Source organism: Pedobacter sp. NO84, from assembly GCF_059703915.1.
The window spans coordinates 1,811,220-1,824,721 of sequence record NZ_AP046575.1; the positions used below are offsets into that span (position 1 = coordinate 1,811,220).

15 protein-coding genes are annotated in these 13,502 nt (G+C 37.6%); 9 read left to right on the top strand and 6 right to left on the bottom strand.

From position 1 onward, the window contains the following. Window positions 1–109 precede the first annotated feature (109 nt). The 3 genes from AC6H0V_RS07730 (at window position 110) to AC6H0V_RS07740 (ending at window position 2,509) form a co-directional block, all read left to right on the top strand. Entirely contained in the window at window positions 110–949 is an 840-nt protein-coding gene (locus AC6H0V_RS07730) for an MBL fold metallo-hydrolase (protein ID WP_497563147.1), read from the top strand. Between the two features lie 188 nt (window positions 950–1,137). Continuing rightward, window positions 1,138–1,941, top strand: a complete 804-nt coding sequence (locus AC6H0V_RS07735) for a metallophosphoesterase family protein (protein WP_497563148.1) — start codon at window positions 1,138–1,140, stop codon at window positions 1,939–1,941. Next, window positions 1,907–2,509 carry a hypothetical protein gene (locus AC6H0V_RS07740; RefSeq protein ID WP_497563149.1) on the top strand — a complete coding sequence of 201 codons (603 nt, stop codon included), beginning with the start codon at window positions 1,907–1,909 and terminating at the stop codon, window positions 2,507–2,509. The genes AC6H0V_RS07735 and AC6H0V_RS07740 overlap by 35 nt, the downstream gene beginning before the upstream one ends. Before the next feature lie 195 nt (window positions 2,510–2,704). On the opposite strand, the gene AC6H0V_RS07745 is transcribed toward AC6H0V_RS07740, so the two are convergent. Both AC6H0V_RS07745 and AC6H0V_RS07750 read right to left on the bottom strand, forming a co-directional pair. After that, a complete protein-coding gene (locus AC6H0V_RS07745; protein WP_497563150.1) occupies window positions 2,705–2,917 on the bottom strand; it encodes a helix-turn-helix domain-containing protein in 213 nt (70 codons plus the stop codon). Window positions 2,918–2,973: 56 nt separating this feature from the next. Further along, complete coding sequence (locus tag AC6H0V_RS07750; protein WP_497563151.1) at window positions 2,974–3,867, bottom strand: DUF2975 domain-containing protein; 894 nt, start codon at window positions 3,865–3,867, stop codon at window positions 2,974–2,976. Window positions 3,868–4,366: 499 nt separating this feature from the next. On the opposite strand from AC6H0V_RS07750, the gene AC6H0V_RS07755 reads away from it, so the two are divergent. From AC6H0V_RS07755 to AC6H0V_RS07770, 4 genes are all read left to right on the top strand, one after another. Further along, window positions 4,367–5,227 carry a sigma-70 family RNA polymerase sigma factor gene (locus AC6H0V_RS07755; RefSeq protein WP_090992569.1) on the top strand — a complete coding sequence of 287 codons (861 nt, stop codon included), beginning with the start codon at window positions 4,367–4,369 and terminating at the stop codon, window positions 5,225–5,227. Window positions 5,228–5,334: 107 nt separating this feature from the next. After that, the gene (locus AC6H0V_RS07760; protein ID WP_497563152.1) at window positions 5,335–6,783 is read left to right on the top strand and encodes a glyceraldehyde-3-phosphate dehydrogenase; all 1,449 of its coding nucleotides are present in this window, start codon (window positions 5,335–5,337) and stop codon (window positions 6,781–6,783) included. A gap of 119 nt (window positions 6,784–6,902) precedes the next feature. Continuing rightward, a complete protein-coding gene (locus AC6H0V_RS07765) occupies window positions 6,903–7,688 on the top strand; it encodes a PhzF family phenazine biosynthesis protein (RefSeq protein ID WP_497563153.1) in 786 nt (261 codons plus the stop codon). Window positions 7,689–7,839: 151 nt separating this feature from the next. Then, on the top strand, window positions 7,840–8,787 hold the full coding sequence (locus AC6H0V_RS07770) for a M28 family peptidase (protein WP_497563154.1): 948 nt from the start codon (window positions 7,840–7,842) through the stop codon (window positions 8,785–8,787). A gap of 132 nt (window positions 8,788–8,919) precedes the next feature. Here AC6H0V_RS07770 and AC6H0V_RS07775 read toward each other — a convergent pair whose 3' ends face one another. The 4 genes from AC6H0V_RS07775 to AC6H0V_RS07790 are packed head-to-tail and all read right to left on the bottom strand — an operon-like array spanning window position 8,920 to window position 12,368. Further along, a complete protein-coding gene (locus AC6H0V_RS07775; protein ID WP_497563155.1) occupies window positions 8,920–10,557 on the bottom strand; it encodes a S41 family peptidase in 1,638 nt (545 codons plus the stop codon). Window positions 10,558–10,599: 42 nt separating this feature from the next. Then, window positions 10,600–11,211 (bottom strand): HAD hydrolase-like protein, encoded by a 612-nt coding sequence (locus tag AC6H0V_RS07780; protein ID WP_497563156.1) that lies wholly within the window; start codon window positions 11,209–11,211, stop codon window positions 10,600–10,602. A gap of 4 nt (window positions 11,212–11,215) precedes the next feature. Then, window positions 11,216–11,710 carry a hypothetical protein gene (locus AC6H0V_RS07785; protein WP_497563157.1) on the bottom strand — a complete coding sequence of 165 codons (495 nt, stop codon included), beginning with the start codon at window positions 11,708–11,710 and terminating at the stop codon, window positions 11,216–11,218. A 7-nt stretch (window positions 11,711–11,717) separates the two neighbouring features. Further along, complete coding sequence (locus tag AC6H0V_RS07790; protein WP_497563158.1) at window positions 11,718–12,368, bottom strand: ABC transporter ATP-binding protein; 651 nt, start codon at window positions 12,366–12,368, stop codon at window positions 11,718–11,720. 200 nt (window positions 12,369–12,568) lie between these two features. Between AC6H0V_RS07790 and AC6H0V_RS07795 the strand changes: the two genes are divergently transcribed. Together AC6H0V_RS07795 and AC6H0V_RS07800 are read left to right on the top strand one after the other, a co-directional pair. Beyond that, window positions 12,569–13,201, top strand: coding sequence for a hypothetical protein (locus AC6H0V_RS07795; RefSeq protein WP_497563159.1), 633 nt, complete (start codon window positions 12,569–12,571; stop codon window positions 13,199–13,201). Then, a complete protein-coding gene (locus AC6H0V_RS07800; RefSeq protein WP_497563160.1) occupies window positions 13,201–13,497 on the top strand; it encodes a winged helix-turn-helix domain-containing protein in 297 nt (98 codons plus the stop codon). Before AC6H0V_RS07795 ends, AC6H0V_RS07800 begins: the two co-directional genes overlap by 1 nt. The last annotated feature ends 5 nt before the right edge of the window (window positions 13,498–13,502 follow it).

Here is a 13,502-nt window from a genome sequence, read left to right on the forward strand (position 1 = left end):
CGGAGAGCGCAAAGCGTAGCTCTCGCAAAAACTACTATTTAAACCTATTGATTAATTTCAATAGGTTTTTTATTTCGTAGATTTACGCCAAACGCCAAACGCCTACCCTATGCAACTATACACGATCAACACTGGTTTCTTTAAGTTAGATGGCGGCGCCATGTTTGGCGTTGTTCCCAAATCAATTTGGCAAAAAGGTAATCCGCCAGACGAAAATAATCTCTGTACTTGGGCTATGCGTTGTTTATTGGTGGAGGATGGTAGCCGTTTAATCTTAATAGACAATGGGATTGGAAATAAACAGGATGAAAAATTCTTAGGCCATTATTACCTGCACGGTGATGATTCGCTAGATAAATCCCTAGCGGCACATGGCTTTAGCAAAGACGATATCACGGATGTATTCTTAACCCACCTTCATTTTGATCATTGTGGCGGATCGATTGAGCGCTTGGGCGATCAGTTGGTGCCGGCGTTTAAAAACGCCTTATACTGGACCAATCAGCAGCATTGGGACTGGGCAGTAAATCCAAACGAAAGAGAGAAAGCCTCATTTTTGAAGGAAAATATTCTTCCAATTCAAGAAAGCGGGCAATTAAGGTTTATTCCATCGCAAAATGGTGTTGGTTTCCACGAAGATTTTAAGGTTCGCTTTGCCTTTGGGCATACAGACGCGATGATGTTGCCCCAATTAAACTACAAAGGAAAAACCATCGTCTACATGGCAGATCTACTCCCCTCTGTAGGCCATATCCCTTTGCCTTATGTAATGGCCTATGATATGTTTCCGTTGAAAACATTAAAAGAGAAAAAAGAATTTTTAGAAGAAGCTGCAGCAAACGAGTACATTTTATACCTAGAGCACGACCCTATTAATGAATGTTGTACCGTACAACAAACTGAAAAAGGCATAAGGTTGAAAGATGTGTTTAGTTTAAGTGATATTTGAGGGCGCTGGGCGATAAGCGGGGAGCGGTAGGCGTGGGGCGGGAAGCGTAAAGTGATAAGCGATAAGCGTAAGGCGGTAAGAGTAAAGCGGTAAGCGGTAAGCGTAAGGCGGTAAGCGTAAAGCGATAAGCGTAAAGCGATAAGCGATAAGCTCCCAAACTTTTTAGGTCATAATTACGTTTGATAGGTATGAAGAAACGCCTACTCATTTTAGTAACTATTTTACTCTCAATAGGATGTAATTCTGACGAATATAGTCCAAACCAAACCTTTAATAGAAATTCTGTAAACGCTTCTAACGAAAAAGAAATCGCAGAACTGGCCAAAAAAGTGCCAGGAACTACCATTCGGATCGTTATTTCTGGAGATACGCAAAGAAGTTATGCGGAAACAAAGTTGTTTGTAGACCATGTTAATGCAAGGAACGATATCGACTTCGTGATTTTAAACGGGGATATTTCTGATTTCGGATTATTGGCAGAATTTGAAGGTATTTACAAAATCTATGATCGTTTAGACGTTCCATTTATAGGTGTAATCGGAAACCATGACCTGGTAGCCAATGGACGCGCGGTTTTCGAAAAAATGTTTGGCCCGTTAAATTTTACCTTCACCTATGGTTCTGTTAAGTTTCTTTGTCACGATACAAATAGCAGGGAATATGATTTTGATGGTTCAATTCCTAATTTGCCATGGCTAAAAAGCAATTTAACTTTAGGAGGTGGAATTACAAGTCTGGTGGCCATCTCCCACGTGCCACCCATTGATGCGGATTTCGATCCGATATTGGCCGCATCTTACCAAACACTATTTAATCAAACCCCTGGATTAATTGCCTCGATCCATTCACATCGGCATGCCAAACTCCAAACCTATTACCAAAACGGAACATCAGGAGTTCCTTTCATCGTTACCAATGCCATTATAAACCGAGCTTATACTATAATAGAAATAAAAAATGGACAAATTACTGCTCAAGAAGTTAATTTTTAGTTTGCTGTTGCTGATATGTGCTGCTCTAGAGACCAAGGCACAACATAACTTTTGGAGAAAGTTGGTTCCAGATAATGCTGCCGTACAATATGCAGGTAGCATCGGATTTTTAAGTGCCAGCGCCGGATATGATTTATTTAACGAAAAAGCGGAACTAAGTGCCCATTTGGGTTATGTGCCAGAAAGTTTGGGCGGAGAATTAACCATTGTTGCTATAAAATTCCATTATAAGCCATTTACTTTTAACGTAAAGGATAAGTTTATCATCCAGCCATTTAATCCGGTCTTCTTTCCTTCGTACACCTTAGGTCAGAATTTCGATTTTAAATTTGAAAGACCTCAATACCGTGAGGGCTATTACTTTTGGTCGTCGGCGCTTCGACTTCATTTAGGGGCGAGTACCGAAGTAAAAGTATTAACTAGGCAAACGGATAAAATTAAATCACTAAGTCTATTTGCCGAAGCCAATACCAATGATCTTTATGCACTAAGTTGGTTTAAGAACAGAACAAGTACCCCTTTTTATAAGATGTTTAGATTAGGATATGGGGTTAAGGTGGGATTTTAACGCTTCGCGGGTGATTATAAAGATTAACTTAGTTGCGCTGCGCGGATGATTACACCGTCCCGATAGCTATCGGGAGTAAGATTACACAGGTTTTAGTACCTTATGAATAAAATTTCCAACTTTTTCGGAAAGGGATTCCTTGGTACTGACTTTGGGCTCTTCCATCTTCCATTCTCCATCTTACCTCTTACATTTCTATATCGCTAAGACCCTAAACTCCAAAATATCTCCCGGTTGGCACTCCAGGACCCTGCATATCGCTTCTAGTGTTTCTAACCTTACGGCTTTGGCTTTGCCCGTTTTAAGGATGGATAGATTAGACATGGTAATCCCTACCCTATCACTGAGTTCGGTTAGCGACATTTTTCGCTTGGCAAGCATTACGTCTAAGTTAACTACGATTGGCATCTTGGAGATATGAGATTTGAGATGTGAGATGTGAGATTTGTGAATGGATGTATAAGCTAAATGGTAAGTTCGTTTTCTTGTTGTATAGTCATTCCATGTTTAAAGGCGATGTAAATAATATAACTTATTATGGCTAACATCAAGTAATAAACATCAAGTTTCCAAAAAGAATAAGTAAGTTCAATACCCTCACTTGAGTAACTTGAAATAAAGATGAGATAAATTATCCCATTGATTAAGAATGGGCTCACAGAAAGTATCAACATGCAAATAGCAATACTTTTCAATCGTTTAATATTTTCTGGCTCGAAAACTTTATTTCTCGAAATATTAAGTAAAAATTTAAAAAAATCCGCCAAAGCAAGAAGAAACAGTGCCAATTCAAACACCCATATAATAACCATCAAAACAAAAATTAAAATTTCAAGCAACGTGGAATTTAATCGCACAAGAATTATATTGTCACTTGAAAGGTAATTGTACGGTACTTTCTTATCAATATAAGATATTTTCATTCCATCGGCGGTTTCGAGGAATTTCATCGTGGTTAAATAGCCTTGACTATTGTCTGTATGAAAACTCAAATGTGACTTGCTAACTTCTTCATTAAGCTTGAGGCCGATATTACCAAGCACTATAAAACTTTGTTTATTTGCATTGCTTCCATAATTACTAAGTGATCCCGTACCTATAAAACCGGTAAAACCACTAAAACTAACGGGACCATCAATATAAATCGTTTTAACTCTATTAAGACTATCACGTTTATTATTTACTACTCTCAGCTCATCATTCAAACTATCCAACCGATTTTCAGTTAGAATATAGGATCCTTCATAGAATTGAGGATCTGGATAGTAATGGATGTCTATGAGCTTAATAATTACCAACGTAATTATTAGAGCCACTCCAATGGTAGAGATTACTTTTTGTCTAAGTTTAATTTTCATATCGTTAAATCATTTTCTTCCTTCAACTTTGTTCCCGCCATAAATACTTCGGCAATGCCATAACATATTAATGCTGCAATTACGTAGTTTTCTAGAATACCAAAGAAGTTTTGTACAGCACCTATTACAAGGTCTTTAGCTGTAGTCGTTTGGTATTTGTGTCCATCAATTATAGTATAAATGATGTTCAGTAAATCATCCCTTTCATCGCTGTCAAACGGAGGTCAATTAATTACTACTTAATTATTATTTTAAAAAACAAACTAAAACAATAATTATTACAAATCAAAATATTATTATCGAATTACAACAAATATTATGCTCTAATCAATAAAACATGACACGCCTGTCAGATTTACTTTGGAATGATTTTTGTTGTAAAGGAATTGTTAAAAAATCTGACATAAAGCATAACATTTACAGCAATTTATCTATCTGTTTTGCGCAAATTTTCATATTTTTGCAAAATCCAATTTATAAAGCGTACTAAAACACATCAATGAGACAACTCAAAATTACCCAATCCATAACCAACCGCGAAAGTCAATCATTAGACAAATACCTACACGAGATTGGAAAAGTAGATTTAATTACCGCAGAAGAAGAAGTAATTTTAGCCCGTAAAATTCGTGAAGGTGATCAAGCTGCATTAGAGCGCTTAACAAAAACCAATTTACGTTTTGTGGTATCGGTTGCTAAACAATACCAAAATCAAGGTTTAACATTGGGCGATTTAATTAATGAGGGTAACTTGGGCCTAATTAAGGCTGCCAAGCGTTTTGATGAAACTAAAGGTTTTAAATTTATCTCTTATGCCGTTTGGTGGATCCGTCAGTCGATTTTGCAAGCTATTGCCGAGCAAAGCCGTATTGTTCGTTTACCACTTAACCAAGTAGGTTCATTAAGCAAAATCAGCAAGGCCTTTTCTAAATTGGAGCAAGAATTTGAGCGTGAACCATCTCCTGAAGAATTGGCAGATATCTTAGAAACCACGGTTGATAAAATTTCTGATACGCTAAGCAATTCTGGTCGCCATGTATCTATGGATGCCCCATTTGTACAGGGTGAAGAAAATACGCTACTTGATGTGCTCGAAAATCATGAGCCCAACACTGATAGTAATCTAATTAACGAATCGTTATCCGAAGAAATTAAACGTTCTCTATCTACGTTAACCGAGCGTGAACGTGAAATTATCGTATTATTTTTTGGTTTAAGTACCAATCACCCACTATCTCTAGAAGAAATAGGGGAAAAATTTAATTTAACCCGTGAACGTGTTCGTCAGATTAAGGACAAAGCCTTACAACGCTTACGCCATACATCAAGAAGTAAAATATTAAAATCATACTTAGGCTAACAACTCATCGGATGACTTTAAGTCATCCGATGAGTTTTTTCAAAAAAGATTGGGTACTCACCCGATCTTTTTTACTTTTGTGCCATTCTAACCAAATATCTTCTTGTATGTTAAATAAATATCAATCAGAGTTTCAAAACTGGATTGAAAAAGAAAAAAAAGCGCTCGAACTCATCAGTGCTGTAGGGCAATTATGGTTCGATCGATCTATTGAGCTCGTACTATTTCGCAAACCATTATTCGACGTCGGAAGCAGCGAGATCCTAGCTCATCACCAATATGCAAAAAACGTTAGCGGAAGAGATATCTCTATTTACGAAACACTCGAACTAACTAGCACGATTGCGCGCTGCAACATTGCCCCTTCTCGTATTGATATTGGCCGACTAGCGGCCGAGTGGCTAGACCCAGAAAATCCCCACTCTTCCATGCATCATTTCGTGGTAAGCAAATTGGCTAAACATATTGGAAAAGATAAAATCAATCTTAGGCCTAAAGATGTTGTATTGTATGGTTTTGGTAGGATAGGAAGAATTGCAGCCCGAGAACTGATCGTACAAGCCGGTAAGGGAGAACAATTGCGCTTGAGAGCAATTGTAACCCGCACATATAGCAATGAAGAACTGATTAAAAGAGCAGAGCTTTTGAGGACCGATTCTATACATGGACCTTTTACGGGAACAATCATAGAAGATTTTGAGAACAAGGCATTGATTGTAAATGGACAAACCATCTACGTTATTGAAGCTAAAAACCCAGAAGACGTAGATTACACGTCTTATGGGATCGAAAATGCATTGTTGATCGATAATACAGGGGTTTTTCGCGATCGCGAGGGATTGAGCAGGCACTTAAATGCAAAAGGTATAGAAAAAGTATTGCTAACAGCGCCAGCAAAAGGCGATATTCCTAATATCGTTACCGGTATTAATGATGGGGATTTCAATTATGATACAGAAACCATTTTTTCAAATGCCTCATGTACCACAAATGCTATTATCCCGGTACTAAAAGTGATCGATTTAGCGTTTGCCATAGAAAAAGGCCATATCGAAACCGTCCATTCCTATACTAACGATCAGAATCTATTGGACAACTACCATAAAAAGTACCGGAGGGGCCGCTCCGCTGCGCTGAATCTGGTAATTACTGAAACCGGCGCTGATAAAGCTGTGGCCAAGGTATTACCGCATTTAACAGGAAAATTAACGGGCAATGCAGTGCGTGTTCCTACACCAAATGTTTCATTGGCTATTTTAAACTTAACGCTAGGTAAAACCACTACCAAAGAAGAAGTTGAATCTGTTTTAAAACAGGCCTCACTTTTTGGAGATTTGTCTGAGCAATTAGAATATTCTATTTCAAATGAATTAGTAAGCAGCGATCTGATTGGAAATAGTCATGCCTCAATTGTTGACGGCCCTGCAACCATAATTTCGCAAGATCAGAAATCAATTGTACTGTATGCTTGGTATGACAATGAATATGGATACACCCGGCAGGTGATAAGGTTAGCAAAGAAATTAGCTGGGGTGGTGCGGTTAACTTATTACTAGGAAATGGACAATAGTAAAGAGGAAATAGGAAATGGACTAGATGCCAGTATGTACTAGTATCCCCTATTCCCGTTCCCCATTCCCTCAAAAAACCTATCTTTACAAGAAAAATCCAAGATATGAAACTACCAATCTACCAAGTTGATGCCTTTACCGATCAGCTTTTCGGTGGTAATCCGGCAGCAGTTATACCTTTAACAGATTGGCTACCTGCACCAGAAATGCAAAAAATTGCTGCTGAAAATAATTTGGCAGAAACTGTTTTTTTCATCCCAAAAGGAGAGGATTTTGAAATTAGGTGGTTTACGCCAACTTTAGAAATAGATTTATGCGGCCATGCCACCTTAGCATCGGCCCATATACTTTACACCGAATTAGGATACAATAGACTTTCAGTTCATTTCCATACGCTAAAAGCTGGAACATTAACGGTAAGTAACAAGAATGGAGTTTATACATTAGACTTCCCTTCCAGACCTGTAAGTACATGCGACATCCCCACTGGCTTAATCGATGCATTGGGCGGGAATAAGCCACTTGAAGTATTTCATGCTAGGGATTATATGCTGGTTTACGAAACTGAAGCTGATGTATTGGCACTAAAACCGGATTTTTCTGCACTACTTAAGATTACAGATAAAGGCATCATCGCTACTGCGAAGGGAAACCATAGCGATTTCGTGTCAAGATTCTTCATTCCGGGAGCAGGCATTAATGAAGATCCGGTGACAGGCTCTACGCATTGCAATCTCATCCCCTACTGGGCTGATAAACTACTCAAAACCGAACTGCATGCCTATCAGATTTCTGAGCGGAAGGGAGAGTTATGGTGCACTTTTAAAGGCGACAGAGTGTTAATGGCAGGTAAAGCAGTGACTTACTTGAGGGGAGAAATTGAGTTGTGATAGAAGAGTAATGAGATGGGAGATGTGAGACGGGGTGCGAATTCAGCATTACAACTTTACAACTTTACAACCTCCAACAACTTTACATCTCAACACTACTTAAATTATCTTATAATGGCTACCTTTAGCTTTAACATATAAAATAAATTGAATGACAAATAGATTCTTACTTATTCCACTGGCTTTATTAATAAGCTGTGGTTCAGTTAAAACGGCTCAAAACAACACAACAGTTAGCGATCAATTGCTTAAAGATGTAGAAACACTTTCTTCTGATGCTTATGAAGGCCGCAAAACAGGAACAAAAGGTGGTGAGATGGCCAGAAATTATCTTATTGGCCGTTTTAAAGAAATCGGTCTGAAATCCTACCTACCGGATAGTTACGAACAATCTTTCGAGGTTAAAGGAAGAAACGGTGCAGCCGCCGTTCAGGGTAAAAATGTAATTGCCGTGGTTCCTGGTAAAACCGACAATATAATTGTAATCTCTGCACATTATGATCATCTTGGAATAAAAAACAATGAAATTTTTAATGGTGCCGACGATAATGCCTCTGGCACTGCAGCGGTTTTACAATATGCTAAATACTTTGCAAAGAATAAGCCAAATAACACCATGATCTTCGCTATTTTTGATGCAGAGGAGATGGGATTGCAAGGCGCTAAGGCATTTGTAGCTAGCAGCGGGGGATCATTAGACAAAATTAAGCTTAATATCAACATGGATATGATCAGTCATAATGATAAGCAGGAATTATACGCCGCAGGGACATTTAAATATCCTGAACTAAAGTCCTATTTAGTAACAACAAACCCAAACCTAAAATTATTATTGGGCCATGATGATCCTAAATTAGGTCAAGACGATTGGACTGATCAGAGTGATCAAGGTGCCTTTAATGCAAAAAACATCCCATTTATTTATTTTGGCGTAGAAGACCATAAAGATTATCACAAAGCTACCGACGAATACCAGAATATCAATAAGACCTTTTATATCGATGCTGCTAATGCAATTCAGGACATCATTATTAATATTGATAAGCAACATGATATCAAAGCTATCTTTAGAGAAAAGCTCCAGATGAAAAAACAATAAGTAAAAGATAATGCATTAAAAAAGTCCCACAAATTTGTGGGACTTTTTTTTATTTAGGGCAGTTGCTAAACGCCTAACGCTTATCGCCAAATGCTTTACGCCTCAAGCTCATCGCCATGCGCTAACGCATCGCTATTTTTTCATTTTATGTTTGGTTTCTATCATACCTATAAACTCATTGCCGTCAACCACAGGTTTCATTGGCGATAAACTTTGAACGCTCACTCTCGAACCATCAATAGACATTAAAATAGAAGCCTTTGAAGTTACAGGAATACTTGGTGCAAGTACGTTAAGTGCTAAGGCTGTATAATTTTCTTTAGGATCTCCCCAATTACGCAAGGGATCATCATAGGTATCTACCACATCTGGTGTAAATCCATCGTAATATTCTCCCTGACCGCTAGCATTTTTACTCGAAAACATAGAATAATATACTTCATACCGGTTTTCTATTTTGATTGGGAAAAATCCGATTGGTTTGCCATAAGATTTTGTTCCAACGATTTTTACGTTCATATATGGCTTTAACGAATTAATCACAAGCTCACTTGCAGAAGCAGTATTTCCAGATACGATAAATACTACATTAGTTATGCCTGTTAAAGGGCCAGTTTTAGAAAATGTCTCTGTATTTCCTGCAACAGAATAATCTAGATCAGCATAAGTAACCATTTTGCCATTCTGATACTGAACATTACCGTTACTATTCAAAAACGGCTGATTGGCTAGAATAGTCGCTTTTCCTATTTGCATGGTATTATTGTAATATTCAGAGAACATCACCTTACCATTCGCAGTTGAAGGAGCAATTTGATCAATTAAATATTGGGCAGTATTGATATACCCCCCGCCATTATATCTTAAATCTATGATAAGGTCTGTAACACCTGAACTGTTAAACGTAGTGAAAGCAGCATCAAAATCTGCTTTGGAATTACTTATTGTCGAGAACCTGGCATATGATAAATACCCGATTTTTTTGCTTCCAGCTGTAAATACTTTAGTTGCATAAATCGGACTACTTTTAAAAATTGCTTTAGTTAAGGTTACTGAAAATGCAGCCCCTGCAACACCATTAGTATATTTTGTACCTTCTAAAGTAATGGTTGTTCCGGTAAAGGCGGTGTTGATAAGATTAACCTGGGCTGAATAGTTACTTCCAATTGCAGTTCCGTTGATTTTTGTGATTCTATCACTTCTCACCATCCCCGCTTTGTCTGCCGGAGAGTTTTGATAAACAGCGGTTACAAATAAAGCAAAGGCATTTGCATCTGTAGAACTGGTACCATAAGCACCAAGTTTAAGCCCTAAATCGTTCCCATTACCCTCTAAATCAACCGAGCTTTGCTCCGTTTGCACAAATGCACTTGGATTTTGAGTGGTAATATCAGAAATGTAAGAGTATTTAGGCACAGTTGGGCTACTTGTTCTATACTCATATGGCTTACCTGTAGATGGATTAATTTTTATTTGCGTAATGGCAAAGAGCTCTGCATTATACGCCGTCAAATCAGGCGATCCTGTGTAACTGCGTGGATTGAAGGAATCGTATGTCGGAAGAGCATCATTCCAATAATAAACTTGTTGCGCATATAAAAATATTGAATCTTTAGTAAGTTCCTGCCTAGTTCCTGTAACTGTAGGTCCGGTTGGTCCAGTTGGTACAACGGGCGCAGGATCAGGCGTTGGTGTAATATGATTCTTCTTACAGGCCGTTAAAGAGGCGATAGTAATCGCCATTAGGATAATAATTTGTTTAATTTTCATTTTTCAATTAGGGTAAATAGATACTTATTAACGGATAAAATTCTATATTATTTCTTTTGAAGATAAATATGCTATGCCGACGCTGGCGGCGTATATTTCATCACTTAAGTTGCTGCCAATCATCAATATATCTTCTGTATTTAAGTGGTGTTGTTTCATTATAAACTCTATACTTTCTAAGGATGGTTTAGGTAAAAATTCTTCCGTAAAATATGCTTTCAGGTAATTCTCCAATCCATGCCATTCTATTTGCTTAATTTTATTGAGTTGCTGGACAGGTTCACCATCTATTAACAAAATAATCTCCTTTCTGTTTACTACAACCTCTTGCAAAAAGAGTAAAATTTTTTGATACATCAATAATTTTAGTGGTAACCTTGCGTTTTCATGGAGCAATAAAAAATTTACTTTGTATTTTGAAGAAATTTTAAACCTTACTGCTGTTTTTTCAAAAATTTGGTCGGCCCCATTTAACGCATATTCGGTATTCATAAAAGCAATAATCTCCGATGAATCAATCTGTTCGGTATAAGCCATAAATTCAGAGAACAGATAGTAAACCTGGAGAAGATAATCTTTTTCTGGATAAATTACATTATCCAACCCTAAAATAATAGCTTTTTTACCAGCGGTCTCCTTGTCGAAATTGATCATGCCTTTAACTAGTAATCAAAAAGAGTTGTACCTCATCGCCGTTAATTTCAACATAATACGCACCATTTAATTGTTCTCTCTTTCCATAATGGGCAATTAATTCATTTTCTAATGTGCTAAAAATTACATCGCCATTGGAAAAAACTGCCCAATTTGTCTTTTTATTCCCTACAGCACCTGTATATCGTTGTAATTGTGAAATGCCCGGCAATAATACATGTACGTTAAATTCTTTAAAAAGGATGTCTGCTCTAATAATTGATTCTATCTCAAAGGAATGGAGTGGGAGAATGGTATCAATATTTTCATCCAGGCAACGGCTTAACAAGGTATGCGCAAGGGTTTCATCATTTCTGTCTCCTAAGGTAACGAACTGATAATTAGTCGAAGAAAAAGTAGGTACCTCTCCGTAATCTGCAAATATAATAGTGTGGTTATCAAAGGCCTTCAATAGTTTGAGGGCTAAGGCTGATTTTCCTCCGGTAATTAGAATTTTCACTATACTTTTAAATTATAAGGCCATCTTTCATGGTCACCACGCGATCGCTTATTGTGGCTAGATCTTCATTATGTGTCACAATAACAAAGGTTTGCTTAAAATCATCACGTAGGTTAACAAATAACTGATGTAGGGCTTTGGCATTGGCCGAGTCGAGGTTGCCAGAGGGTTCATCGGCTAGAATAATTGATGGATTATTGATCAATGCTCTTGCCACTGCAATGCGTTGCTGTTCACCACCAGAGAGTTCATTTGGCTTGTGGTTTGCTCGCTGATTAAGACCCAATAGATCCAATAGTTCGAAGGCTTTAAGCTCGGCCTCTTTTTTCGTCTTTTTTGCGATAAAAGCAGGAATACATATATTTTCCAGAGCAGTAAACTCGGGCAACAGATGGTGAAACTGAAAAATAAATCCAATATGTTGATTTCTAAAAACGCTCAATAATTCGCCCGAGAGTTTATTGATTCTAGTGCCCTTAAGCTCAACTGTTCCCTCATCGGGTCTGTCTAAGCTCCCTAAAATATGTAGTAAAGTACTTTTTCCTGCACCCGAAGCACCAACAATGCTCACGATCTCGCCTTTATTTACTTCGAAATCTACACCCTTTAAAATCGGCAAGCTTCCATACGCTTTTTTTATTCCTGTAGCTTTTAGCATGGCTGTAAAGGTAAACAAATTGATCAATTGTTTGAATTGATCTATTGTCGAATTGTTATATTGTTGAATTGTTTTATTGTTGTATTGTTAAATTGTTGGGCTTATCGCTGGGAGCAAAATAACAATCAAGCAATTAATTTACATTTATATTTGCAAATCTAATCTACTTGATTAACTTTGAGCAACAAAGTACTTTTAAGATGAATAAACAAGAAGAACAGCTAAATGCACTGAACGACATTAGAAACATGATGGATCGTTCGTCTAGATTTATTTCATTGAGCGGCTTATCTGGGGTATTTGCGGGTTTAACAGCGCTAGCTGGCGCCTATTTCGCAAATAAAGAGATAAAAAACTATGTAAATGGAGATTATGGTTATGGTATAGATGCTGATTCTGAAATAGAAGCAAATCTGATTAAGATTGGCTTTATGGTGATGATAGTTGCGATTATTGGTGGGTTCCTTTTTACATTTCGTCAGAGTAAAAAAAAGAAGTTGCCATTTTGGGATAAAACATCGAAAAAGCTACTGACCAACTTGGCCATCCCGCTCGCTGCTGGAGGCTGTTTTATTTTGGCGATGCTATTTAATACGGTTGGCACCTATGGGCTCGTAGCCCCAGCCTGCTTGGTTTTTTATGGCCTAGCGCTAATTAACGCGAGTAAATATACCTATTCAGATATTCGTTTTTTAGGATTTTTCGAAGTTGTTCTTGGGATTATAGCCGTATTTAACATTGGCTATGGCCTCTACTTTTGGGCCTTTGGGTTTGGTATATTGCATATTTTTTATGGTCTGATCATGTATTTTAAATACGAAAGGACAACATAATGAAGAACCCGATCGAAGCCCTTAATAAAATATTCGACAGCAGAATAAGGCTGGGCGTAATGTCACTTCTTATTGTTAATGAGAGCGTGAGCTTTAATGAATTGAAGCAAATGCTAGACTTAACCGATGGAAACCTGGCTTCGCACTTAAATACCCTCGAACAGGCGCAGTACCTTAAAGTTCAAAAGGCATTTGTTGGGCGCAAAACAAATACCACCTACTCTATCACAGCTTTAGGCAAACAAGCATTTAAAAGCCATCTGGATGCGTTAGAAAAAATGATTAAAGGAATTTAAATTTT

Bases quoted from the DNA above. Each gene is read 5' to 3' on its own strand.
- AC6H0V_RS07755 (WP_090992569.1), top strand. From the start codon at position 4,367: ATGAGACAACTCAAAATTACCCAATCCATAACCAACCGCGAAAGTCAA.
- AC6H0V_RS07735 (WP_497563148.1), top strand. From the start codon at position 1,138: ATGAAGAAACGCCTACTCATTTTAGTAACTATTTTACTCTCAATAGGA.
- AC6H0V_RS07745 (WP_497563150.1), bottom strand. From the start codon at position 2,917: ATGCCAATCGTAGTTAACTTAGACGTAATGCTTGCCAAGCGAAAAATG.
- AC6H0V_RS07730 (WP_497563147.1), top strand. From the start codon at position 110: ATGCAACTATACACGATCAACACTGGTTTCTTTAAGTTAGATGGCGGC.
- AC6H0V_RS07780 (WP_497563156.1), bottom strand. From the start codon at position 11,211: ATGATCAATTTCGACAAGGAGACCGCTGGTAAAAAAGCTATTATTTTA.
- AC6H0V_RS07795 (WP_497563159.1), top strand. From the start codon at position 12,569: ATGAATAAACAAGAAGAACAGCTAAATGCACTGAACGACATTAGAAAC.
- AC6H0V_RS07760 (WP_497563152.1), top strand. From the start codon at position 5,335: ATGTTAAATAAATATCAATCAGAGTTTCAAAACTGGATTGAAAAAGAA.
- AC6H0V_RS07770 (WP_497563154.1), top strand. From the start codon at position 7,840: ATGACAAATAGATTCTTACTTATTCCACTGGCTTTATTAATAAGCTGT.
- AC6H0V_RS07765 (WP_497563153.1), top strand. From the start codon at position 6,903: ATGAAACTACCAATCTACCAAGTTGATGCCTTTACCGATCAGCTTTTC.
- AC6H0V_RS07800 (WP_497563160.1), top strand. From the start codon at position 13,201: ATGAAGAACCCGATCGAAGCCCTTAATAAAATATTCGACAGCAGAATA.
- AC6H0V_RS07740 (WP_497563149.1), top strand. From the start codon at position 1,907: ATGGACAAATTACTGCTCAAGAAGTTAATTTTTAGTTTGCTGTTGCTG.
- AC6H0V_RS07790 (WP_497563158.1), bottom strand. From the start codon at position 12,368: ATGCTAAAAGCTACAGGAATAAAAAAAGCGTATGGAAGCTTGCCGATT.
- AC6H0V_RS07775 (WP_497563155.1), bottom strand. From the start codon at position 10,557: ATGAAAATTAAACAAATTATTATCCTAATGGCGATTACTATCGCCTCT.
- AC6H0V_RS07750 (WP_497563151.1), bottom strand. From the start codon at position 3,867: ATGAAAATTAAACTTAGACAAAAAGTAATCTCTACCATTGGAGTGGCT.